The sequence below is a fragment of the Asaia lannensis NBRC 102526 genome, from assembly GCF_024054035.1.
In the GTDB taxonomy this organism is placed as follows: Bacteria; Pseudomonadota; Alphaproteobacteria; order Acetobacterales; family Acetobacteraceae; genus Asaia; species Asaia lannensis.
Map to the genome: position 1 here is coordinate 225868 of NZ_JAMXQU010000003.1, position 26272 is coordinate 252139.

The 26272-nt window shown below is 60.2% G+C and carries 24 protein-coding genes; 11 read left to right on the plus strand and 13 right to left on the minus strand.

Translation table 11 applies throughout. The features are described from left to right. Window positions 1-188 precede the first annotated feature (188 nt). Both recG and NF685_RS05875 read left to right on the plus strand, forming a co-directional pair. On the plus strand, window positions 189-2294 hold the full coding sequence (gene recG / locus NF685_RS05870) for an ATP-dependent DNA helicase RecG (protein ID WP_252848950.1): 2106 nt from the start codon (window positions 189-191) through the stop codon (window positions 2292-2294). 142 nt (window positions 2295-2436) lie between these two features. Beyond that, on the plus strand, window positions 2437-4038 hold the full coding sequence (locus tag NF685_RS05875; protein ID WP_252848951.1) for a GGDEF domain-containing phosphodiesterase: 1602 nt from the start codon (window positions 2437-2439) through the stop codon (window positions 4036-4038). A 110-nt stretch (window positions 4039-4148) separates the two neighbouring features. Here the strand turns inward: NF685_RS05875 and NF685_RS05880 are convergent, their stop codons facing one another. Beyond that, window positions 4149-5102 carry a lipid A deacylase LpxR family protein gene (locus tag NF685_RS05880; RefSeq protein WP_252849077.1) on the minus strand — a complete coding sequence of 318 codons (954 nt, stop codon included), beginning with the start codon at window positions 5100-5102 and terminating at the stop codon, window positions 4149-4151. 377 nt (window positions 5103-5479) lie between these two features. Between NF685_RS05880 and NF685_RS14280 the strand changes: the two genes are divergently transcribed. Then, window positions 5480-6157, plus strand: coding sequence for a cold-shock protein (locus NF685_RS14280; RefSeq protein WP_289847386.1), 678 nt, complete (start codon window positions 5480-5482; stop codon window positions 6155-6157). 241 nt (window positions 6158-6398) lie between these two features. On the opposite strand, the gene smpB is transcribed toward NF685_RS14280, so the two are convergent. The 4 genes from smpB to NF685_RS05910 form a co-directional block, all read right to left on the minus strand. Further along, entirely contained in the window at window positions 6399-6893 is a 495-nt protein-coding gene (smpB, locus tag NF685_RS05895) for an SsrA-binding protein SmpB (protein ID WP_252849079.1), read from the minus strand. Then, complete coding sequence (gene dapA, locus NF685_RS05900; RefSeq protein WP_252848952.1) at window positions 6894-7790, minus strand: 4-hydroxy-tetrahydrodipicolinate synthase; 897 nt, start codon at window positions 7788-7790, stop codon at window positions 6894-6896. Between the two features lie 96 nt (window positions 7791-7886). Beyond that, on the minus strand, window positions 7887-8726 hold the full coding sequence (locus NF685_RS05905; protein ID WP_252848953.1) for a prephenate dehydratase: 840 nt from the start codon (window positions 8724-8726) through the stop codon (window positions 7887-7889). Next, window positions 8723-9451: a 3-deoxy-manno-octulosonate cytidylyltransferase gene (locus NF685_RS05910; protein ID WP_252849080.1), complete on the minus strand. Its 729-nt coding sequence runs from the start codon at window positions 9449-9451 to the stop codon at window positions 8723-8725. Before NF685_RS05910 ends, NF685_RS05905 begins: the two co-directional genes overlap by 4 nt. Window positions 9452-9691: 240 nt before the next feature. Here NF685_RS05910 and NF685_RS05915 point away from each other — a divergent pair, with 240 nt between their 5' ends. The 3 genes from NF685_RS05915 to NF685_RS05925 all read left to right on the plus strand — a co-directional run bounded on the left by NF685_RS05915 (window position 9692) and on the right by NF685_RS05925 (window position 13369). Next, entirely contained in the window at window positions 9692-10492 is an 801-nt protein-coding gene (locus NF685_RS05915; protein WP_252848954.1) for an inositol monophosphatase family protein, read from the plus strand. A gap of 55 nt (window positions 10493-10547) precedes the next feature. After that, a complete protein-coding gene (gene serA, locus NF685_RS05920; RefSeq protein ID WP_252848955.1) occupies window positions 10548-11798 on the plus strand; it encodes a phosphoglycerate dehydrogenase in 1251 nt (416 codons plus the stop codon). Window positions 11799-11872: 74 nt separating this feature from the next. Then, window positions 11873-13369 carry a YifB family Mg chelatase-like AAA ATPase gene (locus NF685_RS05925; RefSeq protein ID WP_373317813.1) on the plus strand — a complete coding sequence of 499 codons (1497 nt, stop codon included), beginning with the start codon at window positions 11873-11875 and terminating at the stop codon, window positions 13367-13369. 256 nt (window positions 13370-13625) lie between these two features. On the opposite strand, the gene NF685_RS05930 is transcribed toward NF685_RS05925, so the two are convergent. From NF685_RS05930 to NF685_RS05950, 5 genes are all read right to left on the minus strand, one after another. Further along, window positions 13626-13808 carry a hypothetical protein gene (locus NF685_RS05930; RefSeq protein WP_222547165.1) on the minus strand — a complete coding sequence of 61 codons (183 nt, stop codon included), beginning with the start codon at window positions 13806-13808 and terminating at the stop codon, window positions 13626-13628. A 30-nt stretch (window positions 13809-13838) separates the two neighbouring features. Continuing rightward, on the minus strand, window positions 13839-14174 hold the full coding sequence (locus NF685_RS05935; protein ID WP_222547164.1) for a hypothetical protein: 336 nt from the start codon (window positions 14172-14174) through the stop codon (window positions 13839-13841). Between the two features lie 53 nt (window positions 14175-14227). Further along, window positions 14228-14533, minus strand: a complete 306-nt coding sequence (locus NF685_RS05940; protein ID WP_222547163.1) for a type 1 periplasmic-binding domain-containing protein — start codon at window positions 14531-14533, stop codon at window positions 14228-14230. Between the two features lie 410 nt (window positions 14534-14943). Continuing rightward, complete coding sequence (gene metC, locus NF685_RS05945) at window positions 14944-16167, minus strand: cystathionine beta-lyase (protein ID WP_252848957.1); 1224 nt, start codon at window positions 16165-16167, stop codon at window positions 14944-14946. 69 nt (window positions 16168-16236) lie between these two features. Next, the gene (locus NF685_RS05950; RefSeq protein ID WP_252848958.1) at window positions 16237-17124 is read right to left on the minus strand and encodes a sulfurtransferase; all 888 of its coding nucleotides are present in this window, start codon (window positions 17122-17124) and stop codon (window positions 16237-16239) included. Window positions 17125-17218: 94 nt separating this feature from the next. Here NF685_RS05950 and NF685_RS05955 point away from each other — a divergent pair, with 94 nt between their 5' ends. Together NF685_RS05955 and NF685_RS05960 are read left to right on the plus strand one after the other, a co-directional pair. Beyond that, on the plus strand, window positions 17219-18274 hold the full coding sequence (locus NF685_RS05955) for an AI-2E family transporter (protein ID WP_252848959.1): 1056 nt from the start codon (window positions 17219-17221) through the stop codon (window positions 18272-18274). Window positions 18275-18294: 20 nt separating this feature from the next. Beyond that, window positions 18295-19038 (plus strand): endonuclease/exonuclease/phosphatase family protein, encoded by a 744-nt coding sequence (locus tag NF685_RS05960; protein WP_373317817.1) that lies wholly within the window; start codon window positions 18295-18297, stop codon window positions 19036-19038. Here NF685_RS05960 and NF685_RS05965 read toward each other — a convergent pair. Next, on the minus strand, window positions 19035-20417 hold the full coding sequence (locus NF685_RS05965) for a phospholipase D-like domain-containing protein (RefSeq protein ID WP_252848961.1): 1383 nt from the start codon (window positions 20415-20417) through the stop codon (window positions 19035-19037). The two genes, NF685_RS05960 and NF685_RS05965, sit on opposite strands and share 4 nt — an antisense overlap. A 186-nt stretch (window positions 20418-20603) precedes the next feature. Here NF685_RS05965 and NF685_RS05970 point away from each other — a divergent pair, with 186 nt between their 5' ends. Continuing rightward, window positions 20604-21326 carry an arginyltransferase gene (locus tag NF685_RS05970; RefSeq protein WP_252848962.1) on the plus strand — a complete coding sequence of 241 codons (723 nt, stop codon included), beginning with the start codon at window positions 20604-20606 and terminating at the stop codon, window positions 21324-21326. Window positions 21327-21353: 27 nt separating this feature from the next. Here NF685_RS05970 and parC read toward each other — a convergent pair whose 3' ends face one another. Next, window positions 21354-23576: a DNA topoisomerase IV subunit A gene (gene parC, locus NF685_RS05975; RefSeq protein WP_252848963.1), complete on the minus strand. Its 2223-nt coding sequence runs from the start codon at window positions 23574-23576 to the stop codon at window positions 21354-21356. A gap of 277 nt (window positions 23577-23853) precedes the next feature. Here parC and NF685_RS05980 point away from each other — a divergent pair, with 277 nt between their 5' ends. Both NF685_RS05980 and NF685_RS05985 read left to right on the plus strand, forming a co-directional pair. Next, complete coding sequence (locus tag NF685_RS05980) at window positions 23854-24564, plus strand: bacteriorhodopsin (RefSeq protein ID WP_252848964.1); 711 nt, start codon at window positions 23854-23856, stop codon at window positions 24562-24564. A gap of 4 nt (window positions 24565-24568) precedes the next feature. Beyond that, complete coding sequence (locus NF685_RS05985) at window positions 24569-25510, plus strand: Brp/Blh family beta-carotene 15,15'-dioxygenase (protein WP_252848965.1); 942 nt, start codon at window positions 24569-24571, stop codon at window positions 25508-25510. On the opposite strand, the gene recO is transcribed toward NF685_RS05985, so the two are convergent. Beyond that, window positions 25487-26257, minus strand: a complete 771-nt coding sequence (gene recO / locus NF685_RS05990) for a DNA repair protein RecO (protein ID WP_252848966.1) — start codon at window positions 26255-26257, stop codon at window positions 25487-25489. The genes NF685_RS05985 and recO overlap by 24 nt on opposite strands. Window positions 26258-26272 lie beyond the last annotated feature (15 nt).

Here is a 26272-nt window from a genome sequence, read left to right on the forward strand (position 1 = left end):
CCTATAGCCTGTGAAACTCCCTCTGTCAGCCCATGTTGCCGATGCGTCTCCCCTCGTGTGTGACCGACTCTGCACCAGCCTCCCTACCCCGTGTTATTGGCCCGTATTCATAAGCCGTGTTTTCGGCCCCGATTATCGGTTCACCTGTTATCCGTTCCTACGCCATGAAGGTCATGTCCCCAGAGTCCATGTCCACACAGTCCACGCCCTCAGAATCGACGCAGATCACCCCGCTTCTTGCGCCTCTCTCGACCCTTTCGGGCATCGGCCCGCGCTATGCCGATCTGCTGCGTCGTGTCGCTTGCGGAAACAGGGTCATGGACCTTCTGTTCACCCTGCCGAGCGGCTATGTCGACCGACGGACGATCATGACCTTGCGCGACGCACGCGAGCAGCTGATGCCGGGTGCCACGCTTACAACGAAGCTGCGGGTTCTCGACATTGCCCAGCCCTCCCGCCCGCGCCAGCCGTTCCGTATTCGCGCGACCGACGATACGGATGAGGTTGAAATCCTGTTTTTCCATCAGACTTTCATACGCTCCGTCGCACCGGGCGATGAGCTGGCCGTGTCGGGCAAGCTGGAACGCTACGGGCTTTCCCTGACCATGCCGCACCCCGACTACATGGTGAACTGGCTCAGACGCGACACCATTCCAGCCATCGATCCGGTCTGGCCGCTGACTGCGGGTCTTTTCCCGTCGATCATGCGTCGCGCCATGCACAAAGCGCTCGACCTCCTGCCCCCCATGCAGGAGTGGATTTCAGCCGAATATCTGTCACGTCATGACTGGCCCGATTTCAGCAGCGCGCTGCAGACGCTTCATCGCCCCAACCCCGAATCCTCGCCCGACTGGTCGAAGCAGATGCTCATGGCGCGGGAGCGTCTCGCTTTCGACGAGTGCTTTGCCGATCAGCTTTCCCTGGTTCTGGCCAGGCAGGAAGCGCACTCACGACCCGGGCGAACACTGGTAGGAGACGGAGCGCTTCGCGCCAAAGCCCTGGAACGGTTCGGTCACCATCTGACAGGTGCGCAGACGCGTGCGCTTGCCGAGATCGACGCCGACCTCGCTGCCCCCGTTCCCATGCTGCGCCTGCTTCAGGGCGATGTCGGTGCGGGGAAAACCATGGTGGCCCTGCTGGCGATGCTGCGCGCGGTAGAGGCCGGTGCACAGGCGGCTCTCATGGCCCCAACCGAAATTCTGGCCAGTCAGCATTACGACACGCTCTCCAGACTCTCAGGTGTTCCCTGTGTCTATCTTTCAGGCAGCGTGAAAGGCAAAGGCCGCCGCCTCGCTCTTGAAGCGATTGCCTCCGGTGAGGCGAGTCTGGTGATCGGCACCCATGCGCTCTTTCAGGAAGCTGTCGCATTCCGCGACCTCGCTCTGGCCGTCATCGATGAGCAGCACCGTTTCGGCGTTCAGCAGCGTGCGCTCCTCGGCGGAAAAGGTGAGCACACAGATATTCTGGTCATGACCGCCACACCCATTCCGCGCACGCTGCTGCTGACGCAATGGGGCGATCTGAGCGTCAGCCGTCTCGACGAAAAGCCACCTGGGCGCAAACCCATACGGACATCGCTGCATCCCCTCTCCATGCTGGATGAGGTCATCGATGGCATAAGCCGTATCCTGCATCAGGGCGCCCAGATCTTCTGGGTCTGCCCTCTTGTCGAGGAGAGCGAGGTGCTCGACGTCGCGGCAGCCGAGGCCCGATGGGCCGATCTGTCGCAGCGTCTTACCTTTCCCATAGGTCTTGCGCATGGAAGGCAGGAGATTGCCCAGCGTCAGGCCGAACTGGAGCGTTTCAGGCTTGGTGAAACGCGCCTGCTCGTTGCCACGACGGTTATCGAAGTGGGTGTCGATATCCCGAACGCCTCTGTCATGGTCATCGAACATGCCGAACGTTTTGGACTCGCTCAGTTGCACCAGTTGCGCGGGCGCGTCGGGCGCGGTGCGGCGGCTTCCTACTGTCTGCTTCTCTACGACGACGCCACCGGAGCGACAGGCAAGGAGCGTCTCGCCCTTCTCAGAGAGACGGAAGACGGATTCGTGATCGCAGACCGGGATTTTCGACTGCGTGGAGGCGGAGACATGACCGGGAACCGGCAGTCAGGAATGCCTCTCTTCCGCCTGGGAGAAGGTGTCGATGCAGAACGTTTCCTGCATGAGGCCCACAGCGAAACGCTGAGACTGACGCGAGACCGACCCGATACTGTCGAACATCAGCCGCAACTGCGCCGCCTTTTGCAGATATTCGACCGTAACGATACGCAACGAATAAACCGCGCAGGGTAGTTAGATGCACGTTGACGACGTCAATTACTTATTTGATCCTTTGAAATAATGCGACAAAACGCGTGACGATTACTTTTTCAAGCGCTTGCCTGTCGCTGATTTGTTATTCATAACCACAAACCTACCGTCACAGAGAGGCGTCATGTCCTGGATCAACAAGCTGCAGCCGCATAACGCGATACTTGAGATTGCGCGCCGCCTGCTGAGTGCCTCTTCGATCTGCATCTGCGGCTTCGACAGTGCTGACGAGCTCGTTGAAATCGCAAGCGACGGAACAATCACCTCCGAAGTCACCGTCGAGTGCGTCAGGGCGGTCTGCAATCACGGTGACGAGCTTTTCCTGAAACGGACATCCGAATACTATCAGCTCGGCATTGCGCTGGACCAGGATCTGACCCTTCTCGCCCATGTGCCGCTCTCGATCTCCGAGCAGGAACTGCACGAGCTGGCTCCCTATCTCGCCGTCTGCGCCAGAACCATTCTCGTCAATCAGACATTGCAGACGCGTCGCCCGGATCTGCCGGATCGTGGCCTCTGCGCAGCCCAGATCTCGAATCTGATCGAAGCCACATCGGACGAAGCGCGCAAAGCCAGCTTCTCCGTGATCGCGATCGATCTCGACCATCTGAATGCGCTAAACCTCCGCCACGGCTGGGAGACCTCGAATGAGGTGATCGACAGCGCCATCGCGCGAATCAAGGCCGTTCTGCCTGGCCAGTCTTTTCTGGGCTATGCGGGCGGCGGCAATATTCTGGTCGTATCCCCGCCCGGCCTGTCGCTCGTCACGTCACGCACTCTGGTTTCAAGCATCCGCCAGGCCCTCTCGCCCGCCTTCCTTATTGGCAATACCGAGATCCAGGCTTCCTTTTCCGTAGGCTGGGCCCTTTATCCCGAGGACGGCAACACAGCGCCCTCGCTCTTTCAGGCCGTTGACGCAGCGATCGCTGAAGTGCGCAAACATGGCGGCGCCCACGAACGCCGTGCGAATTCCATCAGCACGGCTGCCCTGATTGGCACATCGAGCCTGGAACGCGATCTGGTTTTTGCCGTGGAGCGCGGCGAGCTGGCGCTGAACTGGATGCCCATCATCGCACCGGGCAGTCAGACTGTCGTCGCGCTGGAAGCACTCCTGCGCTGGGAGCGCCCCGGTGCGGGGCAGGTTCCACCCGATGTTTTCATCCAGTGTGCCGAGAATGGCGGGATGATCGAAAAGCTCGATCAATGGAGCCTGATCCATGCCTGCAAGGCTGCGGCCCAGTGGAGCCACCCGCTTCGTGTCTGTGTCAATATTTCCCCAACCTGGCTCGCCAAACGCCTGCTCTCGGGCATGGTCGAGTCGGTGCTGGAAGAAACGGGACTCGCTCCGGAAAGGCTGCAAATCGAGCTTTCCGAGAAGCGCTCTTTCGGTCCGCGGGATATCGCCTATCAGGAACTGTCGCGACTGAGGGCTCTGGGGGTCCATGTGGCTCTCGACGATTTCGGCGCCGGCTATTCCTCGCTCGAACGTCTGGCCAATTTCCCGGTCGATCAGATCAAGTTCGACCGCTCGTTCATGCAAAGGCTCAGCGATGACCGACGTGTGAATGAGGTCATGGGCCAGACAATCCAGATGGCGCGTCGTCTCGGCATTTCCTGCTGTGCCAAAGGCGTCGAGACGGAGCGCCAGATGGCATTCCTCGACTCCTACGGGTGCGAGGAAGTGCAGGGCTATCTTCTCGGCATCCCGACGCCTGACTACCTGTAAGCGGGAAACACCTGCTTCCGCGCATATAAAAAAACCCGTGTCGATCCTGCGATCGGCACGGGTTTTTCATGGAAGAGGCGTCGCTCAGACGACGCTCTTTCCACAAGCGATCAGAATTTGACCGAAAGCTTGAGCGATCCGTAGTTGAACAGCCCGGCCTTGGCCGTCTTGAACTGGGCGGTCTGCCAGTTCTGGCTGTAAGACAGACGTACGCCATGCCACATGACGGCCACACCGGCATGGATCATGCCGACATCCCAGGTCTTGCTGACATGCGGTGAGTTGTCGCGCAGCGTATTGCCCTGAAGGGTCGAGTCGTACGCTACGGCCTGCCCTTCAACGCCCCCATAAAGATACCAGGCAACAGGGCGGGTTGCGACGAAGGCGTCGGTGCCATCGAGGCCCGGCCCGATGGTCGCATTGCCGAAATCGCTATCCAGCCCCTGACCGATACGGAAGGTGCCTGCGGCATCGGCATAGGTACGATAGTCACCCGCTGCACCGGAGATAGCAGGCAGCACGTCGGCGCTGATGCCATAGAGATTGACGACCGGCAGACGCCAGATGCGCCCGGCCTGGATCTGGAAGATCGGCTGGTTCTGAAGCTGCGTGTGCCAACCGCGATTCTTGGTATCGCCGATAGCCCCGTGGAATCCGTTCTGAAGCTGACGACCCAGACCGGCAGGGCCCATCACGCCAAACTGAATGCCGGCAACGCTGCGCGACAGATCCGTATCGTTGATGAAATTGACCGTACCGAGCAGGAGGCTCGAGTAAGGGCGATCGCCAGAGAGAGGCTGATCGACCTGCGTATCGCGAGGGGTGTAGATAAGCTGCTGCACGCCAAGGCTGACGCGTTGCATACCGTTACCCAACAGAAAACGGTTCACATCGGCGAACGGCTTGGGCAGATTATCCGTGCCCGAGGTCCAGTTGAAACGAAGCCCGGACGTATAATACTGGTCCGAAGTGCCCTTGAGCGTCGAAACTGCGTCGTTCTCGCCCTGCAGGGTCCAGGTTCCATAAGGATCCTGCTTCGGTGTAGCGTGCGCCGTGGCACCCATCAGCGCGAGACCGAGAACCGAGAGCGACCCGGCTCTGACCTGTCTGGCGCCCGGCCAGCGCGACTTTGAACAGCGCAAATCCATCCCCTTCCGAAATAACAGGCGGCCACCATAGCCGATTTCACGTGACTGGAAACAGTTGCTAACAGAAGCACCAAGACTATCGCCCCATAAAAAAGCGAAATAAAGAAGATCGTGGTAATCGGGCCACGTTTTCCAGTGGCACAACCCGAAAAAAGCGTGTTAGGGTCCTGATGAAACCCCTTGTGGACATCGCCCGTTCCGTTCCAGCCGGCAGGCCCGTGCACACCGTTTCGACTTACTCCACTGGTGATTCTCCCTTGATGAATCACCGCACAGATCTCGGGATTAGACCGTTGAGAAGCAACCGTACCGACCGCAGCCCACGTTCCCCGCGCCGCGGCGGATTCGACGACGATTTTATGGCACCCTCCTCCTTCGGCGACCGTGGTGGGATGCAAAGCCGTCGTCCCCCTTCGGGCGGCCCACAGGTTCTGGCGTCAGGCCCGGAAGTGGGCGCCAGCGTTAAATGGTTCAACAGCGAGAAGGGCTTCGGCTTCGTCGAGCTTGCTGATGGATCAGGCGACGTCTTCCTCCATGCAAACGCCCTTTCCACGGCTGGTCATACCAGCGTGAACCCCGGCACGACGCTGAACGTCCGCATCGGCCAGGGCCCCAAGGGTCGCCAGGTCGCTGAAGTGCTTAACGTCGACACCAGCACGGCTGAAGCACCGCGTCCGCGCGCTGCCTTCAACCCCGCTGGCCCGCGTCCGGCTTTCGGTGGCGGCGGTCGTCCGGCTCGTCCGGCACCCGACCTGTCGCACGCCCAAGACCTGCGCGGTATCGTCAAGTGGTACAATGCCACGAAGGGCTTTGGCTTCATCACGCCGGAAAACGGTGGCAAGGATATCTTCATCCATGCTTCCGCTCTCGAGCGCTCGGGCCTTTCCGGCCTGAACGAGGGCCAGGCCGTCGATGTCAAGGTGGTTCAGGGCCAGAAGGGTCCGGAAGCTGCTGACATCAGCATCGCCTGATCGCTCTCCCGATCAGAAAAACCCGGCTTCATGCCGGGTTTTTTTATGCCTGAAGTTCCGGAAAAGCCTGGTCAGGCCAGGCATCGCGACCGGATATCTGCCGCCTTATGCCCGTCAGCCCTGCTTCGACCCGGAGCACGAACGCGGCAAGCATGCAGAACTGCACAAAAAAGGACCTTCCCGCAGCAGCAGGAAGGTCCCTTTCAAAACCCCTGAACGCCCTCGCCCGAAGAGCGATACGTCAGTACTCCTTACCCTTGCTGCGCAGCAACCGGGCCTTGTCGCGCTGCCAGTCGCGTTCAGCGATGGCATGGCGCTTGTCTTCCTTCTTGCGTCCCTGACCCAGACCGAGCGTCAGCTTGGCCACACCGCGTGCATTGAAATGCACATCCAGCGGCACGAGCGATGCCCCTGCTCGCGATACGGCACCGAGAAGATGAGCGACCTGCTTCTTGTGCAGAAGCAGCTTGCGCGGTGCACGGGTATCGAAGCGGGAAAGAACGCCGCCCTGATATTCAGGGATATACGAGTTGAAGAGCCAGATTTCTCCATCGCGCTCCCCGGCATAGGCTTCGTTGATCGCTGCCCGCCCCATACGGAGACTTTTGACCTCGGGTCCTTTCAGAACCAGACCGGCCTCCACCGTCTCAAGAATGGTATAATTGAAGCGGCCTTTTCTGTTCTGCGCGGCAATGCCGTGAGAGATCAGACCGGATTTTTTCTTTTCAGCCACAATTCATCCTGACAGGCCGGTTTTGCTCAGTGCCTCGTCAATTAAAGCGCAGGAGGCGGCGCTGGGTTCACAGAGCGGCAGACGCAGGGTCGGCGTGCACAGACCGAGGCGCGATGCCGCATATTTCACCGGTCCGGGATTGCTCTCACAGAACATGGCATCGTGAAGCGGCGTAAGACGCTGCTGGATCTCCATGGCACGCGCCACATCGCCGGACTGCCATGCCTCATGCATATCGGCGCAGAGTCGCGGGGCGATATTGGCGGTCACGCTGATACAGCCGGTCCCGCCGGCAGCCAGGAACGACACCGCTGTCCCGTCATCGCCCGTAAGGAGGGTGAAAGGCGCATCGCCAAGCAGCGCACGAAGCTGAAGAGGGCGCGAGAGATTCGCCGTCGCGTCTTTCGTGCCGACGATATTGGGGTGCTGGGCCAGACGCGCCATGGTCTCGGGCAGCACTTCCACAACCGAACGGCCGGGCACATTATAGACATAAAGCGGCAGATCGGTCGCATCGGCCACGAGCATGAAATGCTGATACAGCCCTTCCTGCGTCGGCTTGTTGTAATAAGGTGCAACGACCAGCAGCGCATCAGCACCGACGGCCTTGGCATGGCGCGCCATACCGATTGCCTCATGCGTGCTGTTCGATCCGGCACCGGCCATCACGGGCACACGGCCACCCGAAACCTTGACCGTATGTGCGACGACAAGCGCGTGTTCGTCGTGAGTCAGCGTCGGGCTCTCGCCTGTCGTCCCGGCCGGAATAAGGCCCGCCGTACCCTGATCGATCTGCCAGTCGATAAACCGGCCCAGAGCGGCAAGATCGACCGTGCCGTCATCGCGAAAAGGGGTCAGCAGCGCGGTCAGAGACCCTTTAAATTCCTTGTTCCGTGCCATGAGCCTTCACCTGCCGCGTTAATCAAACCTGCTGCTAAATAGAACTCTAGACGCCGCTGTCAAATGGATATCGTGCAGTCTGCCCCTGCAGGCCCGCTACTCGGGATAACGCGAGGGGCTGGCCGGATAAACACCAAGTATGGCGATCTTTTCGCTACAGTCCTGAAGCATTGCGAGCGCACGGGACAGCGCGGGCTGATCCGGGTGCCCCTCGACATCCAGCAGGAAACCCGTCGCCGTGAGCGTGCCCGGGCTCATATAGCTTTCGAGCCTGGTCATGTTCACACCATTCCCGGCAAATCCGCCCAGAGCCTGATAAAGCGCACCGGGGCGGTTGAGGACACGAAATACCAGTGTGGTCATAACGCGCGGATCGTCCGCAGGGGGCCATTGTGCTTCACGCGCCACCAGATAGAAGCGGGTGGTATTATGGGCAGCATCTTCCACATTCGCACGCAGGATTTCGAGCCCGTTGAGTTCCGCCGCCAGTGCCGAAGCAACAGCGGCATCCTGACGCGACTGCCATTTCACCACCATTTCGGCGGCGCCCGCCGTGTCGAACGCCGAGCAGGGTTCGACATCGAGTTCACGTATCAGGTTTCTGATCTGTCCCAGCGCAACGGGGTGCGTGTGTATGCGCTGCACCTCTTCAATCTTCGTACCCGGCAGGGCAATGAGACAATGCTCAACACGCTGGAAATGCTCCCCGATGATCGGAAGCCCCGCTTCTGGTAAAAGTGCGTGGATTTCAGGCACACGACCGGCAAGGGAGTTCTCGCAGGCCAGCATGCCGAGCGTGGCCCGGCCTTCGCGCACGGCTTCGATCGCCGCCTGGAAGCTCGGACAAGGCAGCGTCGTCCAGCCGGGCCGAGCCGTACGACAGGCCAGATCGGAATAGGCACCGGGGCGACCCTGAAAAGCGATGATATTGCTCATGCGCCCAGCACCTGATGAATACGCATCAGATCCTCAGGGGTATCCACCCCCAGAGGCGCCTCGTCGATCGCAGCACAGCCGATGGTCATACCGGCCTCAAGCGCCCGTAACTGCTCGAGCGACTCACGGCGCTCCAGAGGAGACGGCGCAAGCGCCACGAAGCGCGCGAGCATTTCGCGCCGCCAGGCATACACACCCACATGGTGCCAAAGCGGCCCCTCACCCCACGGAATGACCTGACGCGAAAAGTAAAGTGCACGCGCCACATCCTGACCGGGGACGAAAGCGCAGGCTGCCTTGACCACAGAGACACGCTGCGCCTCTTCATCCGTCTCGACAGGCGCAACGAGCGTGCCGATATCGAACCCCCGTGTAACGGGCAAAAGCGCAGATGAGAGCGTTTGAGGCGCCACCAGAGGCAGATCGCCCTGCAAGTTGATCACAACATCATGAGTTCCCTGCGGATCATAGACCTCAAGAGCTGCATGCACCCGATCCGATCCACTTGGAAGCGCAGGGTCGGTCAATACGCCAGCGATATCATGGCCCTCGAGAACATCGAGAATTTCCCGATCGCCCGAGGCAACAAGCACAGGCCCCAGACCGGATGCGCGCGCTCGTAAGGCAACCTGCAAGATCATCGGCTTGCCGCCGATCTCAGCCAGGGGTTTGTTCGGCAGACGCGTCGAGGCAAGACGCGATGGGATGACGATGATCGGGTTCATGAGGTAGAAGCAGGCTTTCCGCTTGTCTTGTGAGGGCTGCAACGCGAGGCCAGACATGCCGCACCCCCCAGGATGCGTCAATCATTCGTTGGCTCGGGCATTCGTTGGCTCGGGCATTCGTTGGCTCGGGCGTTCGCCAGATCTCGCACAAACGTACGGTTCCCCGCTACGAAAGGGCGTCACTTGCCATGCTCCCCTTCTCCACGGCCATTTTCCCGGCCCTTACGTGAGGTCTATTCCATGTCCGACCAACCCGATCTCACCCTTTGCCTGCGCACCGCCCGTCTGTGCGCCGATCGCGCGCGCAAAGCGGTCTCCCCCCATTTCCGCAGCGGTCTCACCGTGGATGACAAAAGCGACGAATCGCCCGTCACCCGAGCGGATCGCGAGGCTGAGACGGCCATGAGGACGCTGATCGAGCAGCACCACCCCGACCACGCGATACTTGGAGAGGAATTCGGATTTTCCGGCGTGGAGAGCGACTTCGTCTGGGTGCTTGACCCGATCGATGGCACGCGCGCCTTCATCACGGGCAGACCGAGCTTTGCCACGCTCGTCGCGCTTTTCTACAAAGGGCGGCCGGTGCTCGGCATCATCGATCAGCCCTTCACACAGGAGCGCTGGATCGGCGTCGAAGGCGAGAAAACAGTTTTCGAATCCTCCCATATGCCCGGTGCAGCCGGTACACGCCCTTGTCTGGCGCTCGATCGGGCTGAATTATCCTGCACCTCGCCAGACATGCTCGTCTCTCCCTACGATCGGCGCTTTGCCGGGCTCAAATCCACGACGCGCCGCACAAGCTGGGGTGGCGACGCCTATGGATACGGGCTTCTTGCGCTCGGGCAGATCGACATAATTGCCGAATGCACCATGAAACCGTGGGACTGGGGGGCACTGGTTCCCGTCGTTGCAGGTGCAGGCGGCATCGTAACGGACTGGCAGGGTAATGAGCTGACGCTCGACAGCGATGGCACGGTCCTCGCCTGCGGCGACAGGGGCCTGCTTCCACAGGCCGTTGCCTCGCTGCGCCCTTCCCCCTGACCCGCGTATGGGTTAGCACCGCTTTTCGGATTTGCGCCGCTGACAGGAGCCGGACATGGAAGCCTCGTTTTCTCTCCCCAAAGACCGCATTCGCATTCTTCTGCTCGAAGGCATTCATGAGAGTGCTGCCAAGCATCTCGCCGCGCAGGGATACAATCAGGTCACCTGTGTCAAAACGGCGCTTGAGGGCGAGGCCCTGTCAGAGGCGCTCAAGGGCGTGCACATGGTCGGTATACGGTCACGCACGCAGCTCACTGCACCGGTTATCGAAGCCGCTGACCGCCTGATGGCGATCGGCTGCTTCTGCATCGGTACCAACCAGGTCGATCTCAACGCAGCACGCATGGCAGGCATTCCCGTTTTCAACGCACCCTTCAGCAACACGCGTTCCGTGGCCGAACTGGTCATGGGCGAAATCGTGATGCTTCTGCGCCGCATCCCTTCGCGCTCGGAACAGTGCCATGCTGGCGGATGGGACAAATCGGCTGTGAACGCCTGGGAAGTGCGTGGCAAGACGCTCGGTATCGTCGGTTACGGCTCCATCGGCTCGCAGCTCTCCGTGCTGGCCGAAGCATTCGGCCTGCGCGTGATCTTCTATGACACGGTAGACAAACTTCCCCATGGCAACGCCACGGCAGTCGACACGCTCCATGACCTGCTGTCCCAGTCCGATATCGTCAGCCTGCATGTTCCCCAGACCGAGCAGACCAAGGACATGATCGGCGAGGCCGAAATACGCGCCATGAAGCCGAATTCGATCCTGCTCAACAATGCCCGCGGCACCGTTGTCGATATCGATGCACTGGCCGCTGCGCTACGCGACGGCCACCTCATGGGCGCTGGCGTGGATGTGTTCCCCAAGGAACCCAAGGGCGCGGGAGAGAGCTTCGTTTCACCGCTTCAGGGTCTGCCGAACGTCATTCTCACCCCGCATATCGGCGGCTCCACGATGGAAGCGCAGGAACGTATCGGTGTGGAAGTCGCCAAGCGCTTCGTGGAATATTCCGATGTCGGCTCCACACTGGGCGCCGTCAACTTCCCCGCAGTCCAGCTCCCCGAGCGCCCGCGTGGCACGCGTTTCATGCATGTGCATGAGAACCGCCCGGGGATCATGCGTCAGATCAACGAGATCTTCTCCAGCGAGGACTGCAATATCGTTTCGCAATACCTGCAGACCGATGGCGAAGTCGGTTATGTGGTGGTGGAAACCGACGCAAGCCCCGATAGCGAACTCGACACACGCCTGCTCAACAGCCTGCGTGAGCTGAAAGGCACGATGCGCGCGCGACTCATCTACCAGCGCTGAAGTCATTTGATGAATTATTGATGCCACACTAAGAATAGTCAGGAACAGAGTCGTTCTTTCCTGATTATTCGTTGGTGTCGGTGTCCAATTCATCTTCCATTGCCCGGATCCAGAGCTTCGCCTTCGCAGGCATAGATGCCATTCCGGTCACGGTAGAAATCCAGATTTCATCCGGCCTGCCCGCTTTTATTATCGTGGGCCTGCCGGACAAGACCGTCGGCGAATCGCGTGAGAGGGTGCGGGCAGCTCTTGCGGCGCTCGGCCTGGCCCTCCCCCCAAAACGGATCCTTATCAATCTGGTCCCGGCCGATCTGCCCAAGGAAGGATCGCATTTCGACCTGCCCATTGCGCTGGCCATCATGACAGCCATGGGCATTTTTTCTCATGAAGCGATCCTGCCCTATGCCGCCATAGGCGAACTTTCGCTCGACGGGCGTTTACAGGCGACAGGCGGCGTGCTCTCGGCCGCGCTCGAAGCGGTCGGAATGCAGCTCGGCCTCATCTGCCCCAGACCTCAGGCGCAGGAAGCCAGATGGGCCAGCGATACGCTCGATATTCTTGCGCCCGATACGCTCCGCGCCCTTCTGGCCCATTTCAGCGGCGAGGCCGTGCTGGCATCGCCGGAACTGGAGCCTGTGCCGTTCACCCCTCCACTCGCCGACCTCACCTCGATCAAAGGGCTCGATCTGGGGCGGCGCGCTCTGGAAATCGCAGCATGCGGTGCCCATTCCCTGCTCATGTCAGGCCCACCCGGCGCTGGAAAATCGATGCTGGCTCAATGCCTGCCATCCATTCTTCCCGATCTGACCCACGAGCAGGTGCTTGAGTGCAGCCGCATCCACAGTCTGGGGGGGCAGGCGACAGGCAGCACGCTCGTAACCCGCCCTCCGTTTCGGGCGCCGCATCACTCGACTACCCTGCCCGCGCTGGTCGGCGGTGGATCACGATCCCGCCCGGGAGAAGTCAGTCTCGCACATAATGGCGTTCTATTTCTCGACGAATTGCCTGAGTTCTCGCGCGCCTGCCTGGAGTCCCTGAGGCAACCGCTCGAGACAGGAACCATCACGGTAGCCCGCGCCCGCCAGACCGTGCTTTACCCGTCACGCTTCCAGTTCATCGCGGCCATGAATCCCTGTCGCTGCGGTTACCTTGGCGATGCAGAGCGCGCCTGCCGCAAAGCACCGCAATGCGGCGACGATTATCTTGCGCGCCTTTCCGGCCCTATGCTCGATCGTATCGATCTCTCGCTTTTCGTGACCCCCGTCTCACCACTGGACATGATTGCGGCACCCGACGGGGAAAGCAGCGCGACCGTACGCGCACGTGTCATCGAAGCGCGCCATCGTCAGATTGCGCGGCAGGGCGTGCCCAATGCACAGATTTCCGCCCAGGAGATCGCAATGGGAAGCGAAGCACGCAATCTGGTCAGCGAGGCAGCGACAAAACTGCGCCTCTCGGCCCGTGGCCTGACAAGACTGCTCCGCGTAGCGCGCAGCATTGCCGATCTCGGTCAAGCGGACACGGTCGATGTTCCTCACCTGCGTGAGGCGCTCGGATACAGGTTACGTTAGGACTTACTGGCACAGGCTTCTGCGGTCGGCTTCCATGGTCGCCGTTGGAGAAGCCGTGTCGTCAGGACTTCAAGGCGCATCGCCAGCTTGCAGCAGCGGGAGAGCGTGCCGGCACGGCCTGAAGGCCGAGCCGCGCCTGCACTGCCGTGGTCTCACGGTCGGGTTACGGGAATAGCCCGGCTCGTAAGATCGCTCTCGGGAAATACAACGTCCATGCGGTGCTCATTGCAGCGCGCCGCATGGACGTTTTCACCGGTCAGGGTGCCACGAGCGTTTCGGAGCGCAGGGGCGGTTCTTCCTGATCGACCCAGAGGGAGGCCTGATATTCGCTCTCGAAAGGACCGACATCGCGCAATGTGTCCCCATCGAGAAGATACCACCCATTGCCGTTCGGCGCTTTGGGGGTCGAGGTCTCGTTGAGCAAAACAGGGAGGATCATTTTCTTGTTCTTTTCGTTCGACGCATGGGATCAGTCGTCGGAGCGCAGATGCTCGGCCTCTTCCTTACGCGTTGCATAAGGCGTTTCCCGGTGGTCATCGAGCTCGTTCATGGCTCCGCCGGGATTGCCAAGATTGTCCTCAATCCAGGCTTCCTCGATCGGCTGGCCGTTCGGCCCGACGGGCCATTCCGGACGGGCGGAAACTTCTCCGGCATGAGGGTGCTGTTCCATGGAAGCAAGCTCCTCGGCTCTCTCGCGATAAGCCTCGGGCCCGCAAGCAGGAGACTGATCGGCTTTCCACAGCTCCTGCATCAAGGCAGCGACACGCGCTTTCTTCGAGGCTGAGTCTTTGGTCCAGTCGTTCATGATGCGCCCTCTTCCGGTACTACAGGTGACAGATTAACGAAAAAACGGCTCGCTCAGAACATTTCGATATCGATTTCGCGCAATGCCGAGCGCGCATGTGCATCCGGGTGCCCTTTATGGAAAGGCTCGTGCTCGAGAATCATGACTTCAGCAATTTCGGAAACTGCAATGGCATGCCAGTGGCCCTGCACTGGAATTTCCTTCTCGTGGCCGTCTGTCCCGACATACATCAGTACCTTGGCAACATTATCGCCCTTACCAAGCGCGTGAGGCGATCCGACATAGCGTTTTTCGTTCATCGTGTAGGCAACAGGCTTTTCCTGCTCGATAGCCTCACGGAGAATTTTATATACCGACATGATCTGTCCTCAGAACTACAAATACGTCAACGAAAAATAATCGCTGATCGACCAACGGTAGTTCCGATAATTACGCACGTCACCTAAAGGTTAGGTTGATTTATATTTATCTTTCAATGCATTGCCTCATCAACGTCCAGGCGTTCGCCACGCATTTTCACCATGGGCATTCACCAAGAAGAAACAGGCAGACTGCACGCAGCGTGTCCTGAAACCGTTCGCCTCCGATATACATACCGCTCCCGTCTTGCAGCCTTCAACCATCGACCGCAAAACGGTGTGCATTCTGCGCACGCTTAGGTTTCGTTTCGTATCCACACCGGTCACGATTGGCGGTTCGTGCATACGGTACCGTGCATTCCCCCCATTCACTTATCGAAACGAGGGAATGCACGGTGACAGGCCATAGCCTATCCAGCCAGCGAGGCGCGCAGCACCTCAAGACCGCCTTCCAGATCGGCAATAAGATCGTTGGGATCTTCCAGGCCGATATGCAGGCGAAAGCTCGGTCCTTCGGGCATCGCGTCCGGCAGCGAGCGACGCACGCCACCCGTCGTCGGCAGAACGAGACTTTCGTATCCTCCCCATGATGCACCGATACCGAAGAGGGCAAGCGCATCGATCATGTCGCGCATGGCAGCGACCGAGAGATCGGCACGCAATTCCACCCCGAAAAGCGAACTCGCACCATCGAAGTCGCGTACCCAGAATTCATGACCGGGGCATTCCTCGAATGCGGGATGCAGCACGCGCGCCACTTCCGGGCGACCGCGCAGCCATTGCGCCACCTGCAATGCCGAGGCCGATTGCCGTTCCAGACGGACCGCCATCGTGCGCAGACCGCGAAGCGTCAGCCAGCATTCATCGGGGCCTGCGAGCTGACCGATCTGAATGGCAGCATCGCGCAAATCCTTCCAGAGTGCGCCATCGGCAACCGTAATCGCCCCGGCAATCACATCCGAATGCCCCGCAGGATATTTGGTCAGCGCCTGTATCGATACATCCACGCCATGCCGGAACGGCTGGAAGATGCCGATCCCCCAGGTGTTATCGAGCATCAGCAGCGCATTACGTTCATGAGCCACGCGCGCCAGCATCGGAACGTCCTGAACCTCGAATGTATGGCTGCCCGGGCTTTCGGCAAAAACCACACGCGTGTTCTCACGCATCAGGCCGACGATCGTCTCTTCATCGGCAAGAGGCGCGTAGTAGGTGGTCTCGATCCCCATACGGGCCAGCATGGTCCCCGCAAACCGGCGTGTCGGACCATAGACGGAGTCTGGCAGCAGAAGGTGATCGCCAGCACTCAGAAAGGTCAGCAAAGGCAGTGTACAGGCAGCAAGCCCCGAAGAGACAACCTGCGTATGCGTCCCCCCTTCGATCTGGGCAATGAGCTTTTCCAGCTCATGCTGCACCGGCGACCCCATCGCGCCATAAATCAGTTCATGATCGTGGCTGCGCAGACCCTGTTCGCGCATGGCGTCGAGGGAAGGAAAAAGCACGGTCGAGCCTCTTGTGACAGGCCCGTTGACGAAAGCCCCCTCTGGCGGGGTCGGCTCAGGTCGGCCGCCCTGTACCAGCAGGGAAGACAGACGCTTCCACCCGGAAACGACCTGTTTGGCGGTATTCTCCACTTTCTTCTCTCTCCATTGGTGCCCGCAGGCCTTTTGATACCTGATGGTGTTCCAAGCCGTTCAGGCCGCTCACATCTCGACAGGCATGGTGGGATCGCCGCCCCATTCTGCCCACGACCCGTCGTAAAGCTGCCCCGGAGGGAGCCCGGCGACACGCAGGGCCATGGTCAGTGTGGCTGCGGTCAGACCCGAACCGCAGCTCGTAATGACATGACGCCCCCCTATGCCGCTGGCGTGCAAACGCACAGCAAGCGCTTCGGGTGGCAGGAAACACCCTTCTGCATCCAGAACCTCGGCGAAAGGCAGGTTGATTGCGTTCCTCATATGGCCGCCGCGCGTGTCAGGCCGTGGTTCAGCGACACGCCCATGAAAACGCGCGGCGCTGCGTGCATCGAGCACGCATTTGCCAGGATCGGTCAGAGCGTCAGAAACATCGCCCTTACCCGCGAGCAGAGCGTAACGTGTACACGTTCTGTAGAGGCCGTCCGATGGGAATTCTGACGGAGATTCTAACGGAAACTCAGGCGTCGATTTCAGGGGTGACTCCGGTACGGGCACGTCGTCGATGGCAATTCCTGCCTGCACCAGTGCGGCGAGACCGCCATCGAGCACGCAAGCGCGCTCATGACCGAAAAGCGACGCCATCCAGTGCGCACGGCATGCCCCGATGCTTCCCTTGCGATCATAGAAAACGAGCGTCGTATCGCGCGTTATCCCCATATCCTGCATGGCTCGCGCAAAGACCGACGCGCCGGGAACCGTATGGGGCAGACTATCCGAACGGTCGGAGATATCGTTGATCCGGAAACGAACGGCGCCCGGAAGCGCTAACTCCTTAAACTCCGCTTCGGGGTCGCCCTCCTGCCCGGGGAGCAGGATCGAAGCATCGAGATAACGAACACGACGCGCCGGTAGCGTCAGCAGGGTCTGCACATCGATAAGGGGGGGCAGCGTCATGGTCGGACCTTGCAAGAACGAGTTGAGAGCCGCACGATAGCAGCCAGCAGGACCGTCTGGTCAACTGGTGCCATGGGCGGCCATGGGAGATTTTGTGACAACCGAACGCATCATGCTGGGTTTGCTTCTGCTCGGTGTTGCCTATGGCTGCGGCGTCGTGCTGTGGCCCTTCCTCTCCGCCATTCTGTGGGGAGCCATTCTCACCTTCACGACATGGCCGCTTTTCAAGCGCCTGAGGCGTCATATGCGCCCAGCACTTGCTGCTGTAGTCATGATGGTCTGCAGTGCGATCGCCATCGTCATGCCGCTCGCGCTTCTGACCTCGACCGGCATTGCCGATCTGCCTCTCATCATCGGTGGTATCAATTCCGAAATCGAGGCGCTCGGACGCACACACCCGGCACCCGAATGGCTCGCCTCGGTGCCGGGGCTGGGGCCGCAACTCACCACGGCCTACCAGCACTGGAGCCATGATGTACGTGGCCTCGGCGAAGCCCTGCATCCCTATGCCGGGCAGATTGCCCGTTATACGCTCAAGGCCCTCATGCAGATGGCAAGCGGGCTGGCAGAGCTGGTCATGGCGCTGTTCATCGCATTGTTTTTCTGGATCAGCGGCGATTCACTCGGTCGGGTCATCAAGGCCGTTCTGACACGCATCACCGGCGCCTATGCGGACCGCCTGATCACGATCATCGGCGGGGTCATACGCGGGACGGTCTATGGCATTCTCGGTACCGCAATCGTTCAGGGCGTTCTGACCTCTATCGGTCTGTTCATCTCCGGTGTCCCTGCCCCTGTCCTGCTGGGGGGAGTGGCCGCGTTCGTTGCTGTGTTCCCTGTCGGCGCGCCTCTGGTCTGGGCACCTGCTGCCATCTGGCTCGCCCTGCATCATCATCTTGGCTGGGGGCTGTTTCTGGCAGGGTACGGTATCGTCTTCATTTCCGGCGCGGATCATATCATACGCCCGGCCTTCATCGCGCGCGGTGCGCAGCTGCCCTATCTGCTCACCGTGCTGGGCGTGCTCGGCGGCGTCGTCACATTGGGCGGACTGGGCATATTCCTCGGCCCCGTTCTTCTCGGTGTCGGCTATACACTGACGACAGAATTCGCGCGTGGCGCCTATCAGACAGAAAAGAAACCGGTGCAATGAGCCTGGCCCTATCGCAAGACATGTCATTCTCACCCATCCCCGACCGACCCGTCCCCGGGATTGGCCAGACATTCAGGATCCTGAGCTGGAATCTGCTACGCGCCGTCGGTGCACCGCTGGACGAGGTCGTCGATCTCGCGCGCAGCCTGCAACCCGATATCTTCCTGATGCAGGAAGCGGGAAACGCGTTCGACCGCCTGCCTGAAATACTCGGCGGTCATTATGCGCGCATTCCGCTACCGGACCGCATTCACGGCACGGCCTGCTGGAGCCGCTTCGCATTCAATCGAGCGCCGATCTCCTGCGCCCTGCCCTCGGGCCTTATGGTCAAACGCACGGCGCAGCTGGTCGATTTCGGCTCGTTCTCGATTGCCAACGTGCATCTCTCCCACGGCCAGATTCTCAACCGTCGTCAGCTCAGGCGCATTGCGCCGATTTTGCGTCCCCGTGCGCTGGTGATGGGAGATTTCAATCTTGTCGGCCCGACGCTTCTGCCGGGATTTCGCGATGTGGGACCGCGTGAGCCGACCCATCGTATGGCCGATATGCTGCCGATCAGAATCGACCGCTGCCTCGTACGAGGCATGACCGCGCTCGATACCGCGGTTCTACCCAATCGCAGCTCCGATCATCACCCGATCTGTGTCACGCTGCGTCTGGATGCGCCGGACAATCATCGCGCCTTTTTCCAGCGTCGCGCTCTCTTTCAGCGTCTGGCCGAACGCCGGAAATCTAGGGGCCAGAAAGTGCACGGACAGGACTAGAGGTAAGGCATAAACAGACGGACAGCCGCGTTACGTGTCTTTCGCGCCGGACTCATGCTGTCGAGCGCGTGATGGGTCAGGCGTCCTGTACGATGCTTTTCCATGAAATGCGTCAGGGTCTGGGCGAATGAAGGGCTGTAGATTTCGAGATTGATCTCGAAATTCAGGCGCAGGCTGCGTGCGTCGATATTGCTGCTCCCCACAAAGGACCATTCATCGTCCACCACCATCAGCTTGGCATGGTTGAAGGGCGGTCTGTTCATCCAGACATGACAGCCTGCGCGCAGAAACGGGGCCAGACTGGCATCGCGCGCGTAATCGATCAGGCGGTGATTACTGCGTCTGGGCAGAATGATATCGATATGCACCCCGCGCAGCGCCGCCAGACAAAGCTCTGACACGAGGCGCTCGTTCGGCAGGAAATAGGGCGTCATGATCCGTACGGAACGCCTTGCCAGAGCAATGGCCTGAAGCATCGAGAATTCGATTTTCTCAAGGTCGTTATCCGGCCCCGAGGTGACGATACGCATGGGCATATCGCCCCGCTTCTCCAGTTCGGGAAAGAAGATCGCGCCATCGAGCTGCTCGCCGCAGGTAAATGACCAGTCCTGCGCGAATGCTTCTCCCAGCTGATGCACGATCGGCCCTTCGAGCCTGAAATGTGTATCGGCAACAGGATGCTTGATGCGCAGACGGCGGAGATTTTCCTCACCGATATTGAGGCCGCCCATAAAACCCGTCTGTCCATCGACGATCAGGATCTTGCGATGGTTGCGCAGATTCAGGAACGGCATGCGCCAGGGCAGAAGGGAGTGCATGAAGCGCTCGCAGGGAATATCGTGCCCGCGCAGAGCCTTGTACGCTCCACTGATGAAATATCCGCCCCCGATCCCGTCGATCAGCACACGCACTTGCACACCGCGCGCCTGCGCTGCGGCAAGCGCCTCGACGAACTGTCGGCCGATCCTGTCATAACGGAAGATGTAGGAGCACAGCAGCACCGATACGCGTGCCCGCGCGATATCGTCCAGCATACGGGGATAGATCGTATCGCCGTCATGCAGGCAGTCGATTGCGTTCCCCCCGAGCAGCGGTCTTTCGGTGAGCTTGCCGACCATGCGTGCCAGAGGTGCGAAAGCCCCCTCGACACGATGCTGTGCATGATAGGACAGACCGCGTGCGCGCCAGTGATGATCGCTCGCCAATCGTTTTGCCAGGCGCCTCACACGGTTGATGCCGAGCATGAGATAAAGCAGCGAGCCGGTAATGGGCATTAGCCAGCTCACCCCGATCCATCCCGCACAGGCGGCCGTGTTCTGTTTCGTCCTCAAAACATGAAGCGTCACCGCTACCGCCAGGGAGAAGCGAAGGACGATCATGAAAAAATCAAAAAGGGTGACGGGCCAGTGCATGGCTCATAACGTTAGCGTATTCGAACGAAATGAACAGGGCTGCCCCTTGCAACCGGATATTTCATCGTAAAATATGGAATTATGGCGGATCGTCACCCCGATCCGGCCGGAGAGTTTCAGTCCTCACTGCCGAGAAGGAGAGAAAGGGTGGTTATGTCAGCGCATCGACCCCAGCTCTTCTACACGACAGAGCCATCGCCCTGCCCCTATCTGCCCGGCCGTACCGAGCGCAAGGTCATGACCGAGCTCACCGGGTCAGATGCCGACCTGCTTCACGACCGTCTGTCGCGGGCCGGCTTCAGGCGCAGTCATGGCATTGTCTATGCTCCGGTCTGCACCGGCTGCCAGTCGTGTATTCCCATCAGGTTGCCCGTGTCGTCCTTCGCACCGGACCGCACCATGCGTCGTGTAGGCCGTAACCATGCCGATCTCATCGTAACCGAAAGGCCGATCGTCGCTACGGTCGAGCAGTACGAACTGTTTCGCGCCTATCAGGAACATCGTCACGGCGATGGCGATATGGCGCTGATGGGGCTCGATGACTACCAGTCGATGATCGAAACGAGCCCGGTCGAGACCAGCGTGTTCGAGTTCCGCACCCGCGAAGGACGCCTCGTCTGCGTGTCGCTTGTGGATATGCTGTCAGACGGTCTGTCTGCAGTTTACACCTTCTATTGCCTCGACGATCCGCATCGTTCATTCGGCACGGCGTCCATCCTCTGGCTCATTTCCGAAGCGAAACGCCGTGGAAAGCCCTATCTCTATCTGGGCTACTGGGTGCCCGACAGCGTCAAGATGGGCTATAAATCGCGGTTCAAACCGGCTGAAATTCTTCGAGGCGGGCAATGGCACCGCCTCGAGAGCGACAACATCTAGAAAAACGCGACCAAGGGGAAATTCCCCTCAGCTTCGTATGGTTGGCTTGCGCGTCATCCATTGCGGGGCCACCTTGCCCTGATCCGCACGCTTTCCAGCAATTAACGCCAGATCGGTCTCAGTGCGCGGCTTTTGCCCCTCGTGCCAGACGAGACCGACCCCTGAAGCAAAAACGCGCAGATCCACGAGACGCTGGCCTGCTGGCAGCTTCTGGATCGTGACACCCATGCCCTTCGTCATTTCAGGCAGGGCGTCGAGCGCAAAGGTCAGCGCCTTGCGATTACTGCCGATGGACACGATCTGATCGCCTGTCACGGCCACACAGAACGCCGCCTTGTCGCCTTCACGTACGGTCAGCACCTGTTTGCCGGTACGTTTTTCCGCCGCCATATCTGCGTCGCGCACGATCATGCCACGCCCGCTTTCGCTGGCGAGTACATGCCGGCCGGCCTCATCTATGACGAAGAACGAGACGATATCCTCATCCTGAGGCAGGTCGGCCAGAACACGGATCGGCTGACCGAAGCCGCGACCGCGCGGCAGATCGGCGGCCTTGAGGGTAAAGGCGCGCCCTCCGCTTACGAGCAGGCAAAGCCGATCGGTGCTCTGACATTCGAGAGACAGGCCGAATGCATCACCTTCCTTGAATTTGTGGCTTTCGGGATCGATTCCATGCCCCTTGATCGCGCGTACCCAGCCTTCACGCGACAGAAGCACGGTCAGCGGCTCGCGATCGACCTGGATGGCCGCAGACAGATCGATCGGCTCCGGCGGGGCGGCAATACGCGTGCGCCTGTCGCCCAGCGCACCGGACCCGAAGCTCGCTGCCGTCGCATCCAGCTCCTTGCCGATACGCGTCCAGCGCTTGCGCTCGCTGCCGAGCAGCCCCTCAAGCCCGGATTTCTCCTTGAGAAGGGCATCGCGTTCCTTGCGTATCTCGATTTCCTCAAGACGACGCAGGGAGCGCAGGCGCATGTTCAGCACATACTCGGCCTGCAACTCGGTCAGGGTGAAGGCACGCATAAGCTCGGGTTTGGGCTCATCGCTCTCGCGTATGATGCGAATGACCTCATCGAGATTGAGATAGACGGCCAGAAAGCCCTCCAGGATCTCAAGACGACGATCCACCGCATTCAGGCGATGCTGCGAACGACGCACCAGAACGATTTCGCGATGATCGAGCCAGGACTGGATCACCTCGCGCAGACCCATGACGCGCGGCACGCGATTGGCATCCAGCACGTTCATGTTCAGGCTGAAACGGCTCTCGAGCGGTGTGACGCGAAACAGCGTTTCCATCAGCACTTCCGGCTCGATCCCCTTGGTCTTGGGTTCAAGAACCAGTCGGATATCGGTCGTGCTTTCATCGCGGATATCAGCCAGCAGAGGCAGTTTTTTCTGCTCCATCAGCTCGGCAATCTGCTCGATCAGGCGCGATTTCTGCACCTGATAGGGAATTTCGGTCACGATCACGGTCCAGGTGCCGAAACGGCCCTGCTCGACCTCCCATTTCGCACGCGTGCGGAAACTGCCGCGCCCCGTCTCATAGGCCGTCTGCATGCTGGCGGGATCTTCGATCAGAACGCCACCGGTCGGAAAATCGGGGCCCGGCATGAACTGCATCAGCGCCTCGACCGAGGCTTGCGGATTTTCGATCAGATGACGTGCGGCACGGCAGATTTCCGCCGCGTTATGAGGGGGAATGCTTGTGGCCATACCCACGGCAATACCGGCAGCGCCATTGGCCAGCAGATTGGGGAAAGCACCTGGCAGAACGACAGGCTCGGCATCCTCATTGTCATAGGTCGGGCGAAAATCGACCGCGTCGTCCTCGATCCCTTCGAGCAACGCCTTGGCTACCGCCGTCAGGCGAGACTCGGTGTAACGCATGGCGGCCGCATTATCGCCGTCGATCGAGCCGAAATTGCCCTGCCCCTCGACCAGCGGATAGCGCACGGCAAAATCCTGCGCGAGGCGCACGAGCGCCTCATAGACTGCCGCATCGCCATGGGGATGGAACTTACCGATAACGTCACCGACGACGCGCGCGCATTTCTTGAAACCCGCGCTCGGATCGAGCTTGAGCTGCTGCATGGCGTAAAGAATACGACGATGGACCGGCTTCATGCCGTCACGCACATCGGGAAGCGAGCGCGCCATGATGGTGGACATGGCGTAGGCGATATACCGTTCGCTCAGCGCATCTGCGAGCTTCGTATCCTCGATATGTCCTGCCAGATCCTGACTCATGCAACGCCCTTTCGTTTCAGGGCAGATAAGGCGGCGCGGCGCATGATGTCCAGAGTAAATACCCCGTTTTTGTTCCTGTTGTGTGGGCCATGTTTTTCACCGTGCACGGACGGTGGCGTCTGACTCTCTCCTGCTGCCGTGCTTGCTCGGCTCGCATGGCCGGCGCGCAACGTCGCGGCAGGAAAGGAGCAGAAAAGAGCAGGTCAAGCGCGTGGCTCTACAACTTTATGTGTCAGCGCCCGTTCATCGCTGCTCAACTACCATGAGAAATGCGAAAATGACCCAGTCCATCCTCTGGCTGACTGCCCTGATCATGTTCGCAGGAGGAACGGCCCTGCTGTTTCTCGGCAAACGCCGCACGGAAACAGAAGGCGTGATGAGCCTTGCCCATGGCATCGTTCCGATTATTGCGGGGTGTCTCTATGTCGCCATGGCGACGGGCCAGGGCGCTGTTCTGCTTCCCACCGATGCAACACTTGCCGGTGTCGGCAATTCCACGCGTATCCTGTGGTTCGGTCGTTATATCGACTGGTTTTTCACCACCCCGCTTCTGCTGGTCGGCCTCGGTTGCCTTGGCATGCTGCGTGGTCGCAAGCGCGCCGATCTGCTGCTCGGCGCTGTGGCAGCCGATATCATCATGATCGTCACGGCTTTTGCCTTCAGCGCGTCTGAAAACGTGATCAGCCGCTGGATCTGGTTCATTCTCTCCTGCCTCGCTTTTCTCGGCGTCTATTACGTCATCTGGGTGTCACAGAAAGAGGCGAACCAGCTCGAAACACCGGCCGTGCAGCAGGCCTATCTGCGTAGCGCCGCAATCCTGTCGGTGCTCTGGATGGTCTACCCGGTCATTCTGGCCCTGTCGCCCGACGGTCTTGGGATCGTGCCCGATGGTGCGAGCGTGCTGATCATTGCGATCACCGACGTGCTGGCCAAGGTCGGCTTCGGTTTTCTCAGCCTGTCCGACGACAGAAAACTCGTGACAGCCTGATCGCATGATACCCGGTCGACTGCTCGATGCTCCGACCGGGCCTTCAGACCGGATCGTACAGGCATACTGGCTGCTCGCCGGAGCAAGCGCCGTCTTGTCCATAGCGTTTGCAAACGAGACCCTGATGCTCCTGACGATCCTCCTTTTTGGCGTGCCTCACGGGGCGCTGGATGGAGAAATGGCACGGGAGCGTTTGCACGCACGCTGGGGCGTCGCCTGGTTTCCTCTTTTCGGCCTGCCCTATCTTGCAGCGATCGCTCTCGTGATCGCTGCATGGCAAATCTGGCCCTATGCGACACTCACGGCATTTCTTGTTCTGTCGCTATGCCATTTTGGCGCCGAAACCGCTGGGACCGACCGTCCCCTGTTATCGGCTTTCGTACTGGGCGGCGCACCGCTCATTCTGCCAGTCTGTCTGTATCCAGCTCAGACAGCGACTCTGCTTGACGGCATGATCGCCCCTCACGTTCTGGACGGTCCACCGCCCTGGATGACAGACCTCATGCCTGTCTGGACGGTTTGCGCGCTCGTATGGCTGGCGAAAACCGATCGATACGTCGTCGTAGCGATTTTCCTGCCGGTCCTGCTGGTTTTCTGGCTGCTGCCGCCTTTGCCAGCCTTCATGCTCTATTTCATTTTCATCCATGCACCGGCGCATATAGACGGGCTGACTGCGTCGAATAACTGGTCTCGCCTCACGTCACAGCGCGATGCGCTCAAAAGGGCGATCCCCCTGTCGCTCCTGACGGCCATTATCGCTTTCGGTCTCTGGCCGCTTTATGCGGGGCCGCCTGTATCGCGCCTGTTACAGCTGACATTCCAGCTACTGGCAGCACTCACCCTGCCCCATATGGTGTTCGACATGCTGATAACGCGCAATTCCCCCATCATCAGGGGAGGTTCGGCACGACGGCGTTCCATTTCAGGCGGAATCGACCGCCTCTGACATAGATTCAGCAAGACTGCGTATGCGCATTTCCAGTCGCTCACGCGATGCCGGCACAGGCCTGTGGCGCGTGCCGAACAAATGACGAGCAAGAAAATGGCCGGTCAGGGTCAACCCCTGTACCCAGAGTGCGGGATCGTCCTCGCCTTCATCGCCGCCATCCGGTCTGAGAAAGGGCGGGAGCGGCAGCAGACGATCAACCCATGGCCCTGCCCCTTCCTCACTGACGGCACGACCGGTTTTGGGAGAAACGAAGCGCAGACCGCCGGTCTCCCCGGTCGTTGCGCAACGATCGAGCGTAAGGCCATAACCGAGCGTCGACAGAAGCGCGGTTTCCCAGCGTATGTAGTCGATTACGGGTGCGGGATCGGCCAGCACGCAAAAGGCGGTCAGATCGCGCACGGTACGCAGGAAAAAATCGGGGTGGGGTTCGCGATCCGGCAGGGCGCTGTCGGTCAGTTCCGCAGCGGATTGCACCAGACCGAGCTGTAACGGGCGGTCCAGCAGCCTCACAGCTGTTTCCTGAACGAGTTCTCCCGTCAGATGGCCCAGCTGATCGGATAATCTTGAGGCATAGCGGGCAAGGATCAGATTACCCGGCTGCCAGAGTGCCGCCTGGCGACGCGACGATCCGCCACGCACCAGACCGGCAATGCGGCCATACTCTTCGGTGAAGAGATGCACCACGGCTCCGCCCTCGCCGTAGCGCCGGGCGGAGAGGACGATTGCCGCACATTCGAAATTCATGCGCAGCAATCCGTC